Origin of the sequence: Corallococcus sp. BB11-1 (assembly GCF_026626625.1) — a bacterium.
Lineage (GTDB): Bacteria > Myxococcota > Myxococcia > Myxococcales > Myxococcaceae > Corallococcus > Corallococcus soli.
Window position 1 is genome coordinate 229,107 of the sequence record NZ_JAPNJY010000035.1, and the last position, 20,235, is coordinate 249,341.

General features: G+C 70.3%; 15 protein-coding genes. 4 read left to right on the plus strand and 11 right to left on the minus strand.

Annotated elements, in window-relative coordinates; translation table 11 throughout:
• Position 1 precedes the first annotated feature (1 nt).
• The 6 genes from OV207_RS30200 to ligA form a co-directional block, all read right to left on the minus strand.
• On the minus strand, positions 2-349 hold the full coding sequence (locus OV207_RS30200) for an HU family DNA-binding protein (protein WP_120542838.1): 348 nt from the start codon (positions 347-349) through the stop codon (positions 2-4).
• 125 nt (positions 350-474) lie between these two features.
• Positions 475-1,839: a YhjD/YihY/BrkB family envelope integrity protein gene (locus tag OV207_RS30205; protein WP_193349533.1), complete on the minus strand. Its 1,365-nt coding sequence runs from the start codon at positions 1,837-1,839 to the stop codon at positions 475-477.
• Between the two features lie 441 nt (positions 1,840-2,280).
• A complete protein-coding gene (locus OV207_RS30210) occupies positions 2,281-5,004 on the minus strand; it encodes an Rne/Rng family ribonuclease (RefSeq protein ID WP_267558497.1) in 2,724 nt (907 codons plus the stop codon).
• Between the two features lie 594 nt (positions 5,005-5,598).
• Complete coding sequence (locus OV207_RS30215; RefSeq protein ID WP_193349432.1) at positions 5,599-6,042, minus strand: DUF3052 family protein; 444 nt, start codon at positions 6,040-6,042, stop codon at positions 5,599-5,601.
• Positions 6,039-6,326 (minus strand): acylphosphatase, encoded by a 288-nt coding sequence (locus OV207_RS30220; protein ID WP_267558498.1) that lies wholly within the window; start codon positions 6,324-6,326, stop codon positions 6,039-6,041. The genes OV207_RS30215 and OV207_RS30220 overlap by 4 nt, the downstream gene beginning before the upstream one ends.
• Positions 6,327-6,336: 10 nt before the next feature.
• Positions 6,337-8,361: an NAD-dependent DNA ligase LigA gene (ligA, locus tag OV207_RS30225; RefSeq protein WP_267558500.1), complete on the minus strand. Its 2,025-nt coding sequence runs from the start codon at positions 8,359-8,361 to the stop codon at positions 6,337-6,339.
• A gap of 588 nt (positions 8,362-8,949) precedes the next feature.
• Between ligA and rho the strand changes: the two genes are divergently transcribed.
• The gene (gene rho / locus OV207_RS30230; RefSeq protein ID WP_193349435.1) at positions 8,950-10,557 is read left to right on the plus strand and encodes a transcription termination factor Rho; all 1,608 of its coding nucleotides are present in this window, start codon (positions 8,950-8,952) and stop codon (positions 10,555-10,557) included.
• Positions 10,558-10,577: 20 nt separating this feature from the next.
• Positions 10,578-10,898, plus strand: coding sequence for a hypothetical protein (locus OV207_RS30235; protein ID WP_267558501.1), 321 nt, complete (start codon positions 10,578-10,580; stop codon positions 10,896-10,898).
• Positions 10,899-10,928: 30 nt separating this feature from the next.
• Here OV207_RS30235 and OV207_RS30240 read toward each other — a convergent pair whose 3' ends face one another.
• The 5 genes from OV207_RS30240 to OV207_RS30260 form a co-directional block, all read right to left on the minus strand.
• Positions 10,929-13,496, minus strand: a complete 2,568-nt coding sequence (locus OV207_RS30240; protein WP_267558502.1) for an ATP-binding protein — start codon at positions 13,494-13,496, stop codon at positions 10,929-10,931.
• 135 nt (positions 13,497-13,631) lie between these two features.
• Entirely contained in the window at positions 13,632-14,849 is a 1,218-nt protein-coding gene (locus OV207_RS30245; protein WP_193349534.1) for an AI-2E family transporter, read from the minus strand.
• A gap of 116 nt (positions 14,850-14,965) precedes the next feature.
• On the minus strand, positions 14,966-15,427 hold the full coding sequence (locus OV207_RS30250) for a hypothetical protein (protein ID WP_267558503.1): 462 nt from the start codon (positions 15,425-15,427) through the stop codon (positions 14,966-14,968).
• A gap of 3 nt (positions 15,428-15,430) precedes the next feature.
• Positions 15,431-16,258 carry an esterase/lipase family protein gene (locus tag OV207_RS30255; protein ID WP_193349439.1) on the minus strand — a complete coding sequence of 276 codons (828 nt, stop codon included), beginning with the start codon at positions 16,256-16,258 and terminating at the stop codon, positions 15,431-15,433.
• A gap of 110 nt (positions 16,259-16,368) precedes the next feature.
• Positions 16,369-17,130, minus strand: a complete 762-nt coding sequence (locus OV207_RS30260) for a glutamine amidotransferase (protein WP_267558504.1) — start codon at positions 17,128-17,130, stop codon at positions 16,369-16,371.
• Positions 17,131-17,218: 88 nt separating this feature from the next.
• Here OV207_RS30260 and OV207_RS30265 point away from each other — a divergent pair, with 88 nt between their 5' ends.
• Together OV207_RS30265 and OV207_RS30270 are read left to right on the plus strand one after the other, a co-directional pair.
• Entirely contained in the window at positions 17,219-18,706 is a 1,488-nt protein-coding gene (locus OV207_RS30265) for an aldehyde dehydrogenase family protein (RefSeq protein ID WP_267558505.1), read from the plus strand.
• 59 nt (positions 18,707-18,765) lie between these two features.
• Positions 18,766-20,229, plus strand: coding sequence for a glutamine synthetase family protein (locus tag OV207_RS30270; RefSeq protein WP_267558506.1), 1,464 nt, complete (start codon positions 18,766-18,768; stop codon positions 20,227-20,229).
• The last annotated feature ends 6 nt before the right edge of the window (positions 20,230-20,235 follow it).

A 20,235-nucleotide genomic window follows, 5' to 3' on the forward strand; every position in this document is an offset into this window, starting at 1 on the left:
GTTAGAGGGTCCCGGTGCCGCTGCTGCCCTTGAACTCGGAGGACGGCAGGTCCGACTGGGCCTGGAGGGGAGCGGGACGGTTGACGCGGTCGCGCAGCTCCTTGCCCGTGCGAAAGAGCAGGCCGCGCTTGGGCTTCACCGGGATGACCTGGCCCGTCTTCGGGTTGCGGCCCTGGTAGCCCTGGTAGTTCTTCACGTGGAAGGCGCCGAGCCCGCGAATCTCGATGTTCTCGCCGCGGCAGAGCGCGTCCTTCATCGACTCGAAGATCGTCTCGATGGTTGCTTCAGCCTGCTTCTGGGTCACGCCTCGTTTGGCGACGAGGATGTTGATCAGATCGGACTTGAGCATCGGACGCTCCCGCAAACCCCGTGACCCCTTGGTGACAGGGCTCTGTGGCCCGTGGTCGAGTCCCGAATACATAACAGAACACCTCCTCCTTGCAAGCCGGGTAGGCTCCCAACCCTCTAAAAACGTTACGGATTTCCGCTGCCAGCCGCTGCCTTGGGTGCCTCCGGGGCGGGCGGGTCGAGCAGCCCCGGACGCAGGGGCGTCACGAGGTCCATCCACCGCGTGCGGCGCAGCAGGTCCACCCCGGCACAGTCGGCCGCCTGGAACAGGGGCTCGAACTGCTCGAAGCCCGGAGCCCGGGGGCCCGTCCAGGTTTCGGGGCCTCCGGAGATCATCACGCCGTGCACCGCGAGCGTCGTGTCCGCGAGCGTCAGCTCGGCCGGGTCCCTCGCCGGTCGCAGCCCTCCCCGGCGCCCCCGCTCCAACAGGCGGGCTTCCACCAGCCGGTCGACGACCTCGTGCACCAGCGACTCGGGCACGCGCAGGTGCGTGGCCAGCTCCCGCGGCAGGGGCGGCGTGCGCCCATCCACCCAGCACAGGGTGACGTCCTGGGCGACACGGGCGGCCACCAGCTCGTACGCGCGGGGATGGGTGCCGAAGGCGAAGAGCGAGTCGCGGAAGGAGACGTGCTCCACCGCGTAGGACAGCCGGGCGCCGAACAGCATCACCAGCCAGCTCACGTACACCCAGGCGAGGAACAGGGGCAGGGCGCCCAGGGACGCGTAGAGCGGATTGTAGAGGAAGCTGCGCGCGGCGAACTCGGCGTACACCTGCTTCGCCAGCATCCACCCCACGCCGGCCACCAGCCCGCCCGCCAGCGCCGAGCGCACGCGCACATGGGCGAAGGGCGTCCAGAGGTACAGCAGCGTCAGGCTGCCGATGGCGATGAGCATGGTGCCCAGCGCGATGAACAGCGGCGCGGTCGGCGCGTACATCTGCAGCAGCACGCGCACCCGGCCCGTGCCTGAGAAGGAGATGGCCAGGAAGATGGGGCCCAGCAGCAGCAGGCCCGCGTAGATGGACAGGCGCGTCAGCCAGGGGCGCTGGCGCCGGATGCCCCACAGCTCGTTCACCGCGCCGTCGATGTGGCGCAAGAGCGAGCCCGCCGACAACAGCACCGCGAGGAAGCCCACGCTGCCCACGGCGATGGAGCTGCCCGGGTGCAGGAACCGGTCGAGCAGGGCGGCAGACTCCTCGCTGACCCCCGGCGCCAGGACCTCGGAGATGACGAAGCGCAGCTTCCGCTGGAACTGCTCCTGGTGGAGCGTGCGCAGCAGCACGAGCCCCACCGTCAGCAGGGGCACCAGCGAGAACATGCTGATGTACGTGAGCGCCGCGGCGCGAAGGCGCAGGTTCTCGCCCATGAAGCCGCGCGCCACCGTGCGCGCCGCGAGGAGGATGTCCGCCGCGAACCGGCCGCCGGACGTACCCGCCACCGGAGCCCACACGCGGGACACCGTCGCGCGCGCCCAGGCCCGCAGCCGGACCAGCCCCTGCCGATAGCGCCACCCCAGGCCCCGCGTCACGCGCACGGCGCCCTCCAGGCGCGTTCCCGCCCGGACGGGGGCAGGCCACCGGGGTCCAGCGGCGTACGGAGGCGCGGAAGGGGGCGGGTCATCCCGGGCAATTCAGAGGGACCGACGGGCGACGACTCCCCCCGGTGTGGAAGTGCCACCGTAACCAAACTCGGGCCCGGGGGACCAGCCCACCCGCCACCGGATGTGGACCCCACCACGCTGGCCGCGAGCTCCCTGTGCCTGGTCGGCCGCTGGACAGGTGGCCGGACGAACCCACAGAGAAGCGTGGTGTCCCACGTCCGCGGGTCCTCCCTGGTGCCCCCGGGCAAAAGAGAAAGCCCGGCGGGGATGCACCCCACCGGGCCTTCGCTGTCACTCGCGGACCGCGCTCAAGGCGCGGTGCCGCTCACCGGCTCAGCCCTCGCTGCCCCCGCCGGACGACTCCGAGGAGCCTCCGCCGGATGCTGCGGGAGGCGTGCCACCGGAGCCCCCGCCGTTGTTGCCGGAGCCTCCCTGCGAACCCCCGCGCTCGGACCGTTCACCGCCCCGGCCTTCACCGCCGCGACGCTGCTCGCGCTCGCCACCACCCCGGTTGCGGTCGCCACCACCACCACCACCACCGCCGCCGCGCTCGGGACGCCGGCCTTCGCGACGGTCGCCCCCGCCGCGCTCGCCACCACCACCACCACCACCGCCACCGCCACGGGCCTCCGCGCCGCGCTCGCCACCACCACCGCCGCCACCGCCACGATCCCGGTCGCGTCCACGCCGGCCCTGGTCCTGGCGTCCGCCACCACCACCGCCGCCGCCACCACCGCCGTAGGCGTTCTCCGGGCGGCGCTGCTGCATCGCCAGCTCGCCATCCCCGGAGCCCGGCGACGAGGCCACCTTGTGCTCGGGGCCCGTGGCCGACCGGCCGTAGATGTCGTACTGCTCGCGGTGGTAGTTCTGCTGCGCCTTCACCTGGATGGACTTGTTGTAGCGGTCCATCAGGTGCCGCAGTTCGTTGCGCTCCTCGCCCTGGAGCAGCCGCGCGACCTCCGCGTTGCAGTTGATGACGAGCGTGGAGTCCTTGTAGCCCGGCGCCTCGCGGCGGATCTCCCGGAAGATTTCGTACGCCACCGTGGTGGCCGTCTTCACGAAGCCCTTGCCGTCGCAGTAGGGGCAGTCCTCGTGCAGCACGCGGCCAATGGACTCGCGCACGCGCTTGCGCGTCATCTCCACCAGGCCCAGCTCGGAGATGCGCAGCACGTTCGTCTTGGCCTTGTCACGGCCCAGCGCTTCCTGCAGCGACTTGAAGACCTTGTCGCGGTTCTGCGCCTTCTCCATGTCGATGAAGTCGCAGATGATGATGCCGCCGATGTTGCGCAGCCGCAGCTGGTAGACGATCTCCTTGGCGGCCTCGACGTTGATCTTGGTGATGGTCTCCTCGAGGCTCTTCTTGCCGACGTAGCGGCCCGAGTTGACGTCGATGGCGGTGAGCGCCTCCGCCTGATCGATGATGAGGTAGCCGCCGCTCTTCAGCCACACCTTGCGCTGGGTGGCGCGCTGCAGCTCCTGCTCGATGCCGTAGGCGTCGAAGACGGGCTCGTCCGTCTCGTGCAGCACCACGCGGTCGCGCAGCGCCGGGTCCTGCGCGGTGACGAAGCCCTGGATGCGCTCGTACTCCTCCGCGTCGTCCACGACGAGCTTCTCCACGTCGTGGGCGAACAGGTCGCGCGTGGCGCGCAGGATGAGGTCCAGGTCGGGGTGCAGCAGGCCCGGTCCGCCGCGCTTCTCATTGCGGCGCACCACCTGGTTCCACACCTCGATGAGGAACCGGATGTCGCTCTCCAGCTTCTCCTGGGGAACGTTCTCCGCCACCGTGCGCACGATGAAGCCCGTGCCGGGCGGCCGCAGCCGGTCCACGATGTCGCGCAGCCGCCGGCGCTCCTTCTCGTTGGAGATGCGGCGGCTGATGCCCACGTGATCCACCGTGGGCATGAACACCAGGTGACGGCCCGGGATGGAGATGTGCGAGGTGAGCCGCGCACCCTTGGTGCCGATGGGGTCCTTGGAGATCTGGACCACCACCTCCTGGCCGACCTTCAGCAGGTCTTCAATCTTGTCCGTCTTGCGCTGCTTGGGCTTCTCCTTGTCGTCGTCGCGCTTCTCGCGACGGGGAGGGCCCTCCTGGCGGCGCTTGTCCTTGTCCTTGTCCTTCTCGCGGCCTTCCCGGGCGCGCGGCTCGCGGGCCTCCCGGGCCTCGCGCGGCGTGCGGCGCTCGCCGGAGACCTCACCCGGACGCGCGGCTTCGGTGGCGGCGGGGGAGGGGATGAGGTCGCCCAGGACGGCGGCGTGCGGAGGCGGCTCGGCGGCTTCGGGAGCGCCTTCGCCAGCCTGCGCGCCGTGGCCCTCGGCGAGGGTGGCGACCGTGACGGTCTCCGAGGGCGTCTCCTGCACCAGCACGGGGGCCGCGTCCGCCGGGACGCCGGCGTCCGACAGCGGCGCCGCCACGGAGGCGGTGGACACCGTGACCTGCGTCTCCTCGATGACGAAGGCCTGGGGCAGCTCGGCCTCCGGCACCGGAGCCTCGACCTGCGCGGCCTGGGCCTGGGGCTCGGCGGCGGGCGCGTCCCCGGCGGGGGCGGCCTGCGTGTCCGTGGTCGCTTCGGTGGAGCCCTCCGGAGCGGCTTGCGGCGCCGCGTGGGACTGGACGTCCAGCGCCAGCGCGGTGTCGTGCGGAAGCGACGGCTCCTTCGCCACGGGGGCCCCAGCGGCCTCCGTGCTGGCGGGCAGCGTGTGGGCGCCCTTGTCCGGCACCGTGACCGCGGCGGCCTCCAGGGTGTCGGCCTCGGATTCGGTGGGGACCTCCGGCGCGTCCTCGTGCTCGCCCTCGGTCAATTCGAACTGGGCGCGGGCGAAGTCCGGGTCGTAGACGACGTCGCTGACGTACAGGAAGGCGGCCTTCTCCAACCCGATGTCGACAAAAGCCGCCTGCATGCCCGGGAGCACCCGGACGACACGGCCCTTGTAGATGTTTCCGACGACGCCCTTGTCCTTCTTACGCTCGAGGTAGAACTCCGCGATATGGCCGCCCTCTACGAGCGCCACCCGGGTCTCCCGACCCGCGGCATTGATGACGAGCACACTGCTCATGGATGAATCCTGGAAGCGCGCGCGGTAGGGGGGACCTCACCGGACGGGGGGCGGCAAGGAGCCACACCTCCGAGCACGCTGCGAGGGGAGCGGCGGTCGGTGACCCTCCGACGTGTGGACGCCCACCGGACTCACCGGAGGGAGAACGCATCGCCTGGGTGAGGGCCGAGGACATCACCGCCTGCTCCTCCGAGTTCATGTCGCCCCGCATTGCGACCGGCACCGTGCCGGGCGGGGCTGCTTCTCTTCAAGCGCTCGAGGCCTCCACCACGCCCGTGCCGTCCGCCCCCTCTTCCACACCCGGTCGGTGCCCATCGTGGGCCACCTTGGGGGGGCGTCTGGGGGCCCCGGAGCAGCAGGGACGTCCGGAAGAGACCGGAAGCGCAACCCGTCGAAATTCCTGCCTGGGCCTGATGTCCCGCCAACGCGGGGCGTCACACAACCACCCAGAAACACGGAGAGTTTTCCACGCCCCTCCAGGTGTGTAAAGGCAAGAAGCGCCCGTTCATCCACTGTCGGGCAGAAGGCCTCCGGGCCCGGCCCCAGGGCATCCAGGCCGGAACGGAGCCAACCCGGGGGCTTGGATGGGGCCGCTCAGGCCTGGGCGGGGGCCTGCTTGCGGCCCTCGGGCTTGTCCAGCTTGCCGCGCGGCCGGCGCACCAGCCTCAGGGCGGTCCACGTCTCGTCGATGACGCAGATCTTGTTGTCCACCAGCCCGATGTCGAGCGCCGCGTGCCGCACGAAGTCCTCGGACAGGCGCGTCCGGGCGCCCTCGGCGGTGGCCCAGCACACCCAGATGCCACCGGTGAGGGTGGTGGCGCGCGACAGCGCGGGCAGCCGCTGCACCAGGTCCGTGGCGTCCGTGGTGAAGAAGAGGATGACGTCCAGGCCCGTCTGGGCGGTGACCAGGAACTCCACCCCGTCCGGCAGCGGGTTGAGCTTCTGCACGAAGCCCCGGGGGGGGTTGATGATGGAAACCTTGGAGCCGGACCGGATGCCCAGCATGGCCGGCAGGGACGCGAAGGCGTAGGGCGTCATGAGGTGCGCTCCACCGTGAAGGTGCGGAACTCGCCAGTGGCGTCGCCGTCGGTGCGCGCCACGTGTGTGACGCGCGCCAGGCGGGGGCCCTGGTGGCACCAGCTTACGAAGACTTCCAGCGCGGCGGGCTCGCCTTCCACCGTGGCCTCCACGGAGCCGTCGCTCCGGTTGCGCACCCAGCCGCTCAGGCCCAGCCGCAGCGCTTCGGCGCGGGAGCTCTCCCGGAAGGAGACCCCCTGGACCGTGCCCTGGATGCGCAGGGTCGCCCGGCGCTGCGTGCTCATGCCTTGGGCCTCATGCTCGTGCGTTGCCTTCTAGCATCTGGAGGAACGCCTGCTCATCCAGGATTCTTACCCCGAGTTCCTCCGCCTTCTTCAGCTTGGAGCCCGCGTCCTCGCCCGCCACGACGAAATCGGTCTTGCGCGAGACACTTCCGGACACCTTGCCGCCCCGCCGCTCGACTTCCTCCTTGGCCTGCTCGCGCGCCATCCCGGCCATGGTCCCGGTGAGCACCACCGTCTTGCCCACGAAGGGCCCGCCGGTGGAGACCGCCGGCGGCGCCGGCTCCACGCCCGCGTCCAGCAGGGACTGGATGGTGGCCTGATTCTGCGGCTCCTGGAAGAAGGTATGGATGACCTGGGCCATCACCGGGCCCACGTCCTTCACCCGGCTGATGTCCTCCAGGCTCGCGGTGAAGAGCGCCTTCACCTGGGGGAACGCCTCCGCCAGCGCCCGGGCCGTGGAGTCGCCCACGTGGCGGATGCCCAGCGAGAACAGGAAGCGGCGCTGCGTGGTCTGCTTGGAGGCCGCGATGGAGGCCAGCAGGTTCTCCGCGCTCTTCTCCCCCATGCGCTCCAGCTTCAGGAGCGACTCCTTCGTCAGCGCGAAGAGGTCCGCGAACGTCTTCACCTGGCCGGACGTCACCAACTGCGTGGCCAGCTTGTCCCCCAGGCCCTCGATGTCCATCGCCGTGCGGCTGGCGAAGTGGCGCACCTTCTCCACCAACTGCGCGGGGCAGGACGCGCCCGTGCAGCGGATGATGGCGCCGTCCTCGTCCTTCGCCGCCACCGCGCCGCACACCGGGCAGTGGGTGGGGAAGCTGAAGGGCTGGGAGTCCTCCGGGCGCTTGGACAGCACCACGGTGACGATCTCCGGAATCACGTCCCCGGCGCGGCGCACGAAGACGGTGTCGCCCCGGCGCACGTCCTTGCGGCGCAGCTCGTCCTCGTTGTGCAGCGTGGCGCGCGACACCATCACGCCGCCCACCTTCACCGGCTTCAGGTGCGCCACCGGCGTCAGCGCGCCCGTGCGGCCCACCTGGATGCCAATGTCCTGCACCAGCGTGGACTCCTCCTCCGGCGGGAACTTGTAGGCCACCGCCCAGCGCGGGCTCTTGGACACCTGGCCCAGGCGGCGGCGCAGGTCCTCGTCGTCCACCTTCACCACCATGCCGTCCACCTCGAAGGGCAGGGCGTGGCGGCCCTTGAGGGACTCGTCGTAGCGCTGGCGGATGCCGTCGGCGCCCAGGGCCGGCTGGGAGTGGTTGACCGGCAGGCCGAGCGTCTTCAGGTACTCCAGCTTCTCCGTGTGCGTCTTGAACGCGGGCAGGCCGTCGCTGGGGCCGCACTCGTACAGGTACACGGAGAGGGGCCGGGCCGCGGTCTCCTTGGGATCCAACTGGCGCAGGCTGCCCGCGGCGGCGTTGCGCGGGTTGGCGAAGAGCGACTCGCCCTGCTCCTCGCGCTTCTCGTTGAGCTTGCGGAAGTCCTCCTTGCGGATGAAGACCTCGCCGCGCACCTCCAGCCGCTTCGGCACCTTCACGCCGTCCTGGGGGAACAGCTCCAGGGGCAGGCTCTTGATGGTGCGCAGGTTGGACGTAACGTCCTCGCCCGTGGTGCCGTCGCCCCGGGTGGCGCCCTGCACGAAGCGGCCGTCCTCGAAGCGCAGCGAGATGGCCAGCCCGTCCAGCTTGGGCTCGCACACGTAGCCCACCTGCGTGAGGCCCGTCAGCTTGCGCACGCGGTCGTCGAACTCCGTGAGCCCCTCGTCGTCGAAGATGTTCGCCAGCGACAGCATCTGCGCGCTGTGCACCACCTGCCCGAAGTCCTCCACCGCCGCGCCGCCCACGCGCTGGGTGGGCGAGTCCGGCGTGGCGAGCTGGGGGTACTTCTCCTCCAGCGCCTGCAGCTCCCGCATCAGGGTGTCGTACTGCGCGTCGCTGATCTCCGGCGCGTCGAGCACGTAGTAGCGGTGGTTGTGGTGGGCCAGCTCCTGACGGAGCGCTCGGGCGCGGGCTTCGGCTTTCGGGAAGGTGTCCACGGGGTGGTTTCCTACTCCAATTCAGCGGCGCGGCCAGGATGCGCGCGCCCGTCCTGGGAGGAGGACCACTCTAGCGAGCCCACCTGACAGGACCGCTCCACGAGGGGCCAGCAGGGCCCCGTCCCCCTCCGCGCGTTGCCAACCTCCTGCGTTGGACCCGCGAACCCCTCCCACCGTGGCGCGACCGCGTCCAGGGATGGGAAGGGCTCCCCGGGGACGCGTGTTTCATCCCACGAGGGGGCCTCGCGCACCCCAGTAGCCCCGAATTTCAGCTACATAGCGGATTACTTGTTCGCAATACCCCCTCCCTCCGGTGCAACCCCCTGAAAAACGGGGTGGTGCAAGGCACGGATGCCTTGACAGCTCTGGAGGGGGTCAATAGTTTCCTGAGCGGTTCCTGGCGCAGGGGTCCCCCCGCGCCGTCTCTTCCCAACCACAGGCCCACGCGCCCTCCGGTCCCGTCCAGGGACCCGGGTGGTGCTGCCCTCCTGGAAGGTGCTTCCGAGCGCCGCGCGGACGGACAACGTCCCGCGTACAGCCTGCCCGAGCCTTCGGGCGATTCCCCCCACTTTCCGTCTGCTGACCGTCATGGCCAAAGCCCGTTCCCCCCGAGAGAAGGTAGTCGAGCCCCCGTTTGTCGCCGCGGAGGAGAAGCCCCGCCGCAAGCGCGCGGCGGCGAAGGAGGCGGAGAAGCCCGCGCCGCGCTCTCGCCGCGCCCCGGCCCGCCGTGAAGAGGCGCCCGTGGAGGAGGCTCCGGAGGTGGTCGCGGAGGCCCCGCGCCCGGTCCTCACGCCCATCTCCCGCCCCGTGCGCGACGACGAGCTCCAGGAGATCCGCGCGGAGGAGCCCGAGGACACCGCGTCCGCGACGCCCGCCCCGCAGGAGTCCGCCGAGTCCCCCGCCATCACGGAGGTCGACCGTGACGGCGCCCCGATGCAGGTCATCAAGCTCAATGACCTGAAGCGGATGAAGATCGTCGAACTGTCGAAGATGGCCCAGGACGTGGGCATCGACGGCTACCAGGGGCTGAAGAAGCAGGACCTCATCTTCGCGCTGCTGGGTGGCATCGCGGACAAGCGCTTTGAAGTCCACGCGGAGGGCGTGCTGGAGCTGCTCAGCGACGGCTTCGGGTTCCTGCGCAGCGCGGACAGCGACTACCAGCCGTCCCCGGACGACATCTACGTGTCGCCGTCCCAGGTGCGCCGCTTCACGCTGCGCCCCGGCGACACGGTGACAGGCCCCATCCGCCAGCCCCGTGAGGGCGAGCGCTTCTTCGCGCTCCAGAAGGTGGACACGGTCAACTTCGCGGACCCCACGTCCGAAGCCGCGCGTGAGCGCATCCTGTTCGACAACCTCACGCCGCTGTACCCGACGCGCAAGCTCAAGCTGGAGCACGAGTCGTCGGAGATGACCACGCGCATCATCGACATGTTCTGCCCCATCGGCCTGGGCCAGCGCTGCCTCATCGTCGCGCCCCCGAAGGCGGGCAAGACGGTGCTGCTGCAGAACATCGCGCACGCCATCAGCCGCAACCACCCGGACGTCTACCTCATCGTGCTGCTGGTGGATGAGCGCCCGGAAGAAGTCACCGACATGGAGCGCAGCGTGCGCGGCGAGGTGGTCTCCTCCACCTTCGACGAGCCCGCCACGCGCCACGTGCAGGTGGCGGAGATGGTCATCGACAAGGCCAAGCGCCTGGTCGAACAGAAGTACGACGTGTGCATCCTGCTGGACTCCATCACCCGTCTGGCTCGCGCCTACAACACGGTGGTGCCGGCGTCCGGCAAGATCCTGTCCGGCGGCGTGGACGCCAACGCGCTCCACAAGCCCAAGCGCTTCTTCGGCGCCGCGCGCAACATCGAGGAGGGCGGCAGCCTCACCATCATCGGCACGGCCCTCATCGACACGGGCAGCCGCATGGATGAGGTGATTTTCGAGGAGTTCAAGGGCACGGGTAACTCCGAAATCGTCCTGGATCGGAAGTTGATGGAGAAGCGCATCTTCCCAACGCTCGACATCAACAAATCCGGCACGCGCAAGGAGGAACTCCTCTTGTCGCAATCGGACCTGGTGCGCATTACGGCGTTGCGCCAGGTGCTCCACCCGTTCACCCCCATCGACGCGATGGAGTTCGTGCTCAAGCACATGCGTCCGACGGCGGCGAACGCGGAGTTCCTGGGCTCGATGAACCGTTGACCCTGGCCCGGGAGCCCCACATGTGTCGTCCCCACGTCCTGCGTTTCCTCGCCCGCGCCGTCGCGGGCGTCACCCTGGGCCTGATGGCGGGGTGCGACCTGGGCGTGGAGGACCTGCCGCTGGAGGATGCGCCGCCGGTGCTCTCCAGCAAGGTCTGCTACGACGACTCGGACTGCGTGGCGAGCGCGTGCTGTGGCGAAGGCAACGCCGTCACCCACGTCACGGAGGGCCCCAACTGCGCGGGCGTCCGGTGTGACGGGACGTGCCCCCCGGGCAGCATCGACTGCGGTCGCTGCATCCCGACGTGCCGCAACGCCCGCTGCGCCGGCGCCTGCCAGTAGCCCGGCGGCATCCGCGGCGCGTGGGGGCCTTCAGCCCGTCTGTTCGGTGATGGCCCCCGTGGGGGGGACGGCCGCGTCCTTGAGCGGCAGCGTCACGCGGAACGTGGTGCCTCCGCCCGGCGTGTCCTCCACGTCGATGTGGCCCTGGTGGGCCTCCACCACCTGGCGTGACACCCACAGGCCCAGGCCCAGGCCGCCGTAGTGGTGCGTGGACACCGCGCGCTCGAAGCGCTCGAAGATGCGGTCGCGGTCCTCCGGCTTGATGCCGATGCCGTGGTCCACGACGCACAGGCGCACCACCGCGCCATCCGGTCGCAGCGTCACGTCCACCGGCTTGCCCCGGCCGAACTTCAGCGCGTTGGCCACCAGGTTGTGCACCACCTGGCAGATGCGGGGCGCGTCGAAGGCGCCCATCACCGGCCCGTCCACGGTGACGGTGAGCTGCGTGCCCTCGCGCCGGGCCTCCTCCTCCGCGAAGCGCGTCACCTCCACCAGCAGCTCCGCGAGGTCCACGTCCGTGCGGGTGAGCTTCAGCCGGCCGCTGGTGATCTGCGACACGTCCATCAGCACGTCCACCAGCAGCGCGAGCCTCCGGATGAAGGAGCGCGCATGCTTCATCCGCTCCAGGGCCCTGGCCGGCGCGTCCCGGCCCAGGCTGCGCTCCGCCAGCTCCAGGTGCAGCTGGAAGGCGGCCAGCGGCGTGCGCAGCTCGTGCGCCGCCACGGAGAGGAAGTCATCCCGGGCGCGCAGCGCTTCGGCCAGCCCTTCGGCGCGCGCGCGCTCGTCGGCCATCTCCCGGCGCATCCTCGCGAGCCTCAGGTTGGAGGCGATGCGCGCCAGCAGCTCCCCGGCGGAGAAGGGCTTCACCAGGTAGTCGTCCGCCCCGGAGGACAGGCCCTGCACCGTGGCCTGCTCGCCGGCCTTCGCGGACAGCAGCAGGATGGGCAGCTCGCGCGTGTGCGGCGCCGCGCGCAGGGCCTGCAGCAGGCCCACGCCGTCCAGGCGCGGCATCATCACGTCCGACAGCACCAGGTCCGGCGGCCGGGCCAGCGCGAACTCCAGCGCCTTCTGGCCGTCCGTCACCGTCTCCACGTCGTAGTCGGTGGAGAGCACGCGCTGGATGTAGTCCCGCATGTCGCGGTTGTCGTCCACCAGCAGGATGCGCGCGCGGGGCCGCGGGTCCTGGGACGCCTGTCCCGGAGTCGGGGCGTGGTTGGACTGCGTGTGCTCCTTCGGCTTGGAGACGTTCCACAGGAGCGCCTCCTGCACGTAGGCGGACGTGGCCTCGCGCGCCGCGGAGCGGGGCCGGGCCGTGGTGCGGATCCGCTCCGGGGGCAGGTGCGCGTGGCCCAGGGGCAGCTCCACCCGGAAGGTGGTGCCCTCGCCCTCGGTGCTGCGCACCGACACCGCGCCGCCGTGCAGCCGCGCGAACTCCTGCACCAGCGCGAGCCCGATGCCGGTGCCTTCGTGCGTGCGCGACGCGGTGCCCGGCACGCGGTGGAAGCGCTCGAAGAGGCGCGGCAGCTCCTGCGCGGGGATGCCCGCGCCGGTGTCCTCCACCTCCAGCGCCACGCGCCGGCCCTCCTCGCGCAGGCGCAGCGTGACGCCGCCCTGGAGCGTGAACTTGAACGCGTTGGAGACCAGGTTGAGGACGATCTGCTCCCACAGGTCCGGCGCCACGTAGACGGGTTCGGAAAGGGGCGGACAGTCCACGGTGAACTGGAGCCCCGTGCGCTCCATGGCGGAGCGGAAGCTGCTCGCCGCGTCCGCCGTCAGCGCCGCCAGGTCCGCGGGCACGAAGCGCTCCTCCTTGGGGCCGGCCTCCAGGCGCGACAGGTCCAACAGCGCGTTGACCAGCTTGAGCAGGCGCCCCGCGTTGCGGTGCACGCGCTCCAGCTCCTTGCGCGCCTCGTCTGGCAGCGTGCCCGAGCGTCCGGCGAGCAGGTCCTCGGTGGGCCCCAGCATCAGCGTCAGCGGCGTGCGGAACTCGTGGCTGACGTTGGCGAAGAACTCCGACTTGAGCCGGTCCAGCTCCCCCAGCTGCTCGTTCGCGGTGCGCAGCTGCTGGTTGGTCTCCTGGATCTGCTGCGCGCGGCGGAAGATCTCCTCCTCCATCTGCCCCGCGCGGGCCTGGAGCGCTTCGTGCTGCCGGTTGTGCTCCGCGTCCCGACTCTTGAGATGGACGAAGTCCGTCACGTCCTCCACGCGGTGGATGATGTAGCGCAGCCTGCCGTCCGCGCCCAACACCGGGGAGTTCAGCGGGCTCCAGTAGCGCACCTCGAACCCGTCCCCCACGGAGCCCGCGCGGGGGATGTCGTACTTCTGGACCGCCATCGCGTCCGGGGCGCCCATCTTCACCACGCGCTCCAGGGACGCGCGCAGGTTGCTCACGCCGCTGGCTGACGGGTCCTCCGGGTTGTCCGGGAAGACGTCGAAGATGTGGCGGCCGAGGATGGCCTCGCGCCGCGTCTGGGTGGTGCGCAGGTAGGCGTCCGTCACCGCGACGATGATGAGCCCGGGCGTCAGCACCAGGTACGGATTGGGCGAGGCTTCGAAGAGGCTCCGGAAGTCAGGGGCCTCGGGAGGGCTGGGGGGCATCACGCGTCCTCGAAGGCGGAGGAGTGCGTGGAAGTAGTCACTCGGCTTCCGGATGGCCAGGGGCATGTGCCCCGCTTCCCCCGGGTTTTCACCGGTGGACGCTTGGGACCCCGGCGGCCTCCGCCAGCGGGCGGCTCAGGCTGCGGGAGCGGCGTCCGAGGCGGCGATGGGCTGCTGCACGGCGGCCGTCACCCGGGGGGGCGGCTGGGCCTTGAGGCGGGCGTAGTCGAAGCAGGCCACGAGGATGGAGGCCACCGGCACGGCGAAGAGCGCGCCCCACAGGCCGAACAGCTTCTCCCCCGCGATGAGGGAGAAGGCCACCACCACGGGGTGGATGCGCGCGGCCTCGCCCATGATCTTCGGGTTGAGGAAGTACGCCTCCAGCGCGTGGATGCCGATGATCCACAGCAGGAGCGCGAAGGCCTTCTGCACGCCGTCCGCCAGCGCGATGAGCACGATGGGCACGGAGCTGATGATGGTGCCGAAGATGGGGATGAGGCTGAAGAGCGTGGCGATGGTGGCCAGCAGGAAGGCGAACTTCACGCCGAACAGCAGCAGGCCCACCAGCGTGAGGGCCCCGTTGACCAGGCAGATGGTGACCTGGCCGCGCACCACGCCCGACAGCGAGCGGTCGATGTTCGCCACCAGCGTCTTCGCGTCTGGGAGGAACTCCGCGGGCACCAGCGTGCCGAAGTAGCGGCGGATGGACTGCGCGTCGATGGAGAAGAACGCGGCGACCATCAGGATGAAGAACAGCATGAAGACGCCGGCCAGCACCTCCGTGACGATGCGGCGCGACACGTTGACGATGTCCGACATGTTCTCGCGCACGAGCGTCGTGCCCCGGGACACCGCGTCCGTGAGCATCTGCTCCAGGTCCAGCGCGAGGCTGAAGCCACCGGACGTGCCCGCCGCCGCGCCCTCCATGGCCCGGTCCGACAGGGCCACGGGGATGCCGTACACGTTGAGCCACGTCTCCGCGCGCTGCGCGAGCGTCTGCAGGTGCTCCGGCGTGAGCGCGCTGGCGAAGGCCGCCATCTCCCGGCTGATGCGCACCACCTCGCGGTACAGCTGCGGCACCAGCGCGATGAAGAAGAGGTACACCGCCAGGAAGAAGCCCGAATAGATGAGCAGGATGGCCACCCACCGGGGCACGGAGCGGCCGCCCAGGTTCCACCGCGTGATGCGCCCCACCAGCGGCTGCACCAGGTACGCGATGAGCGCCGCGCCCGCGAAGGGCATCACCACCGAGCGCAGGGTGAAGAGCATCAACGCGATGGCCAGCCACAGCCCCGCGAGGAGCATCAGGCGCTTGCGGCGTTCATCGGGGGCGGTGTCCACGGGCTGCGACATGGACATGGGCTTAGGGCAGTCGCCTCCCTCCTGACAAGCTTCTGGAGGAAACACTCCTCGGCCCCCCGCTTCTACGCCGCCGGAAGGTCGCCGAGCCGCCGAGCCCCTGGCAGGCCTCAGGCCCGGGGCAGCGGGGATGACGCGCCCAGACGGGCTTCCAGCCGGTCCAGGCAGGCCTGCATCAGGGGGCGCTTGATGCGTCCCTGGGTGGCCTCGCCCAGGCCCAGCATCTGCTCCGTCAGCCAGCGGGTGAGGAAGAGCAGGGGGACGCGGTCGCCGGGGACGAGCCCCTGTTCCAGGTAGCGCTTGTTGCGCATGTACTCGTCGAACGCGTCGAACTCACGCCCCAGGTCCCAGCGGGCCAGCTTCAGCGCCTCCGTGTAGACGGCCGGGTCGGGGCGGCGGGTGGCCTCCGCGAACAGCGGTGCGAACTCCCCCAGGGTGGCGGCGTCCAGGTCCTGCACGGGCGGAGGCCAGTCGCCCAAATCCTTGGCGAGCAGCCGCGCCACCTCGTCCAGCAGGTGGTCCACGAGGGGGATGGGCTTGAGGTCGAAGAGGTGGTCCCAGCGCGAGGGCATGTGTCAGGGGCTGGCGGCGGCGGACAGGGCCACCGGAAGGGGAGGGGGCGGGGCCAGGGGAAGCACGGGCACCGCGTCGTCCGCAGCATAGCCCAGGGCCAGCTCGCGCTGGATGACCTCCCACACGGCGCGGCGGGTGAGCAATTCGCCGTGGGCCACGCCGGACAGCTCCACGTTGAAGACGTTGGGCTGGCCGTCCACGTCCAGCACGGAGGAGGGGAAGCGGGCCACGGCGTCGTCGCGCGAATAGATGGACGTCAGCCGGACATGGCGTGGAAAGGCCCCCTCACCCAGGTGCTTGATGAAGGGCGACACGGGCGTGAGCTGCCACATGCTGCGGCTGAACCAGCCGAGCGTCGCGCACCCCAGGTACGCCATGCGCGTGCCCCGGTGCGGCGTGCCCAGGGTGATGAGGCTCTTCACCCGGGCGTCCCCGCCCAGCCGCTTCACGTAGTACGTGCCGATGAGGCCGCCCTTCGAGTGCCCGATGATGGTGAGCGGCCCCATCTCCGGGTGGCGCTCGTAGAGCCGGTCCACCTTGCCCCGCACCTTGCGCGCCAGCTCGTCGATGCGGTGCGTGTTGAAGCGGTCCATGGTGCCACCCAGGTGGATGGACCAGACGCAGTAGCCCTCGCGGCGCAGGCGGTGCTCCAGCACCTCCAGGACGCGGCGGGTGCTGAAGAAGCCGTGCAGCAGGAGCACCGGCCGTGGGCAGCGCTTGAAGTCCGTGCGCCGCACCACCTGGTTGCCTCGCGGATCCAGGTCCAGGTAGCTGGTCAGGTACTTCAACTGGCACTTCAGCTTCCGGTACTGCATCACGAACGGATTCATGGCCGCCCCGTCCCGCCCTGGCGGTGCGTGGATCGCCGCCCTTCGTCACGAGGCAGAAGGTAGGGAGCGCCCCGGGCCCCGGCCCAGGAGCGCGGCGCGTCTGTCCGCTTTCAGTCGGTGAAGTGCTCCAGGAAGTTCAGCAGCACCCGGTGCGCCAGCGGCGTGGGCGCGATGCCGGACAGCAGCCGGGGGACGAACTCGCCCGGGGCCGCGCCGCGCTCCTGGGCCAGCGCGTCCAGCTTCACGTCGCGGGCGAGGATGACCGCGCGCATGGCGTCCGTGGGCATCTCCGGGTGGAACTGCACGCCGCGCACGTTGGGGCGGAAGGCGATGGCCTGGGCCGCCGTGTTGGCGTTGCCCGCGAGCACCGTGGCGCCCTCGGGAAGACGGGTGACGATGTCCTCGTGCGTGGCCTGGACGGCGAAGCGCTCCGGCAGCCCGGCGAAGAGCGGATCCCCACGGCCCGCCTCCGACAGCGTCACCTCCACGGTGCCCGTCTCGCGGCCCTCGGGGTTGCGCGCCACCTTGCCGCCGTACTGCTCAGCGAGCAGCTGTTGGCCAAAGCACACGCCGAGCACGGGGATGCCCTGCTCGCCCGCCTCCACCATGAAGGCCCCGGCGCGCTCCATCCACGGCTCGCGCTGCGTCACGGAGAGGGGAGAGCCCGTCATCATCACCGCGTCATAGCCGCGCGCGTCCTTCGGCAGGGGGGCGCCCTGGTGCACGGGGAGGACGTCGAAGCGCTGGCCGGACAGTCCAATGGTTTGCAGAAACCAACGGTCGTAGTCGCCCACGGACAGCCGCACGGACTCCGCCGCGTCGCCGGCTTTCAGGAGCAGGACGTTCTTCATGGAGGCAGCTTGCCGCGTCATGGGGCCATTCCTACCGTGTCGTGCCGTCCGTGTCCGGTGCCCGCCATTTCAAATCGCCCGCGCGCCGTGCTCACCCAAAGGCTTCGCCATGACCGACGCTCGTTCGCTCACTCCCAAGCTCCCTGTGCTCAAGCTGCTCATCGACGGGCAGCATGTGGACCCCGTTGAAGGCGGCACCTTCGCGGTGACGAACCCCGCCACCGGCCAGAAGCTGTGTGACGTGCCCGCCGGCACCGCCGCGGACGTGGACCGCGCCGTGAAGGCCGCGCGCCGCGCCTTCGAATCCGGGCCCTGGGGGAAGATGACGGGCCGCGAGCGCGGCAAGCTCATCCGCAAGCTGGCGGACCTGCTCTACGAGCGCCGCGAGGAGTTCGCGCTCGTCGAGTCGCTGAACAACGGCAAGACCTTCAAGGACGCCATCCGGGGCGACGTGGCGCCGGGCGCCGCCACGCTCGCGAACTTCGCGGACATGGCCAGCACCATCATGGGCGAGGTGCTGCCCGTGGACGGCCCCTTCCACACCTACGCGCTCAAGGAGCCGGTGGGCGTGGTGGGCGCCATCATCCCGTGGAACTACCCCACCTGCATGCTCGGCTGGAAGCTGGGGCCCGCGCTGGCCTCCGGCTGCACGGTGGTGGTGAAGCCCTCTGAATACACGCCGCTCACCGCGCTGAAGCTGGGCGCGCTGGCGCTGGAGGCGGGCTTCCCGCCGGGCGTCATCAACATCGTGACGGGCCTGGGCGACCCCGCGGGTGAAGCCATCGCGCGGCACCCGGACGTGGACAAGATCTCCTTCACGGGCTCCGGCCGCACCGCGCGCCGGCTGCTCCAGGCGTCCGCCGCCAGCAACCTGAAGAAGCTGACGCTGGAGCTGGGCGGCAAGAGCCCGCAGATCATCTTCGCGGACGCGGACTTCGACCGCGCGGTGGAGGCGTGCTTCTGGGGCATCTTCGGCAACAAGGGGGAGACGTGCAACGCGGGCAGCCGCGTGCTGGTGCATGAGAACGCCTACGAGGCCTTCGTCGCGAGGCTGGCGGAGAAGGCGCGCGCGCTGAGGGTGGGCGACCCGCTGGATGCGTCCACGGAGATGGGCGCGCTGGTGAGCCAGAAGCAGCTGGAGATGGTGCTGGGCTACATCGACAGCGGCAAGCAGCAGGGCGCGAAGCTGCTCGCCGGCGGCTCCCGCGACACGGAGGGCTTCAAGGCGAAGGGCTGCTTCCTGAAGCCCACCATCTTCGGCGACGTGAAGCCGGACATGAAGATCGCCCAGGAGGAGATCTTCGGGCCGGTGCTCAGCTGCCTGCGCTTCCGCGACGACGCGGAGGCCATGGCCCTGGCGAACGGCACGCCCTACGGCCTGGCCGCGTCCATCTGGACGGGGGACGTGGCGAAGGCGCACGCGCTGGCGAAGCAGGTGAAGAGCGGCGTGGTGTGGATCAACTGCTTCAACGAGTTCGACGACGCGGCGCCCTTCGGTGGCTACAAGGAATCCGGCTGGGGCCGGGACCTGTCCCACTTCGCGCTGGATGGCTACCTCCAGACGAAGGCCGTGTGGACGAAGCTGCCGTCGCCCTGAAGCCCGCGCTGTCCTCCTCCTCCTCCGAAGCACTCCGTATGACGAAAAGGAAGGTCCCGATGGCGTCGCGTCCCAAGGCCAAGGTGCTCACCCATCCCGCGATGGCCCGCCGTGTCCGTGCGAAGGAGAAGGGCGTGGGCGCGGAGCGGGCGCCCGCGGGGCAGCCGCACGACCTGGAGTCCACGCGCCGGTGGATGGAGGAGCGCAACGTCCGCAAGGTGAAGGTGGGCGCGGTGGACGTGGATGGCGTCTGGCGCGGCAAGTACATCTCCCTGGAGAAGTTCTTCAGCGCCGCGAAGAGCAACATGGGCTTCTGCGACGTCGTCTTCGGCTGGGACCTGGGCGACGAGCTGCTCGACAACACGAAGGTGACGGGCTGGCACACGGGCTATCCGGACACGCCCGCGAAGGTGGACCTGTCCACCGCGCGCATCATCCCGTGGGAGCCGGACACCGCGGCCTTCCTCCTGGACTTCGTGAACGCGGACGGCACGCCCTACGAGGCCAGCCCCCGCCAGCTGCTCCAGAAGATGGGGCAGCGCGCGCGCAAGCTGGGCTTCCTGCCGAAGTTCGGCGCCGAGTACGAGTTCTTCCTCTTCAAGGAGAGCCCGCAGAGCCTGCATGAGAAGGGCTTCCAGGGGCTCACGCCGCTGACGCCGGGCATGTTCGGCTACTCGTGGCTGCGCACGTCCATGAACGCGCCGCTGGTGCACGCCATCATCGACGGCTGCAACGCGTACGGGCTGAACATCGAAGGCTTCCACACGGAGACGGGCCCCGGCGTCTTCGAGGCCGCCATCCGCTACGACACGCTGGAGCTGGCCGCGGACCGCGCCGCGCTGTTCAAGACGGTGGTGAAGGAGATCTGCGCGCGCCACGGCGTGGCCGCGTGCTTCATGGCCAAGGTGGACGCGAAGCTGCCCGGCTGCTCCGGGCACGTCCACCAGTCGCTGTGGAACCTGAAGGGCGAGGACAACCTCTTCCACGACCCGTCCCAGAAGCACGGGATGAGCAAGCTGATGCGGCACTACATTGGCGGGCAGGTGGCGCTGATGCCGGAGCTCACCGCGCTCTACTGGCCCACCATCAACAGCTACAAGCGCAGCGTGGAGAACACCTGGGCGCCCACCACCGCGACGTGGGGCCTGGAGAACCGCACCTGCGCCATCCGCGTCATCGGCGACAGCGGCAAGTCCATGCGCATCGAATACCGCCAGCTGGGCGCGGACATGAACGCGTACATCGGCATGGCGGTGAGCCTGGCCGCGGGCCTGTGGGGCATCGAGAACGAAATCGAGCCGACCGCGCCGGTGCTGTCCAACGCCTATGAGGCGAAGAACACGAAGCCGCTGCCCCGCACGCTCAAGGACGCGGTGGCGCTGCTGAAGAACAGCGAGCGCGCCCGGGAGCTGCTGGGCGAAGGCTTCGTGGACCATTTCGTGCGCACCCGCGAGTGGGAGGTGCGCCAGTACGAACGGGCGGTCACCTCCTGGGAGCTGGAGCGCTACCTGGAACTCATCTGAAGGAGG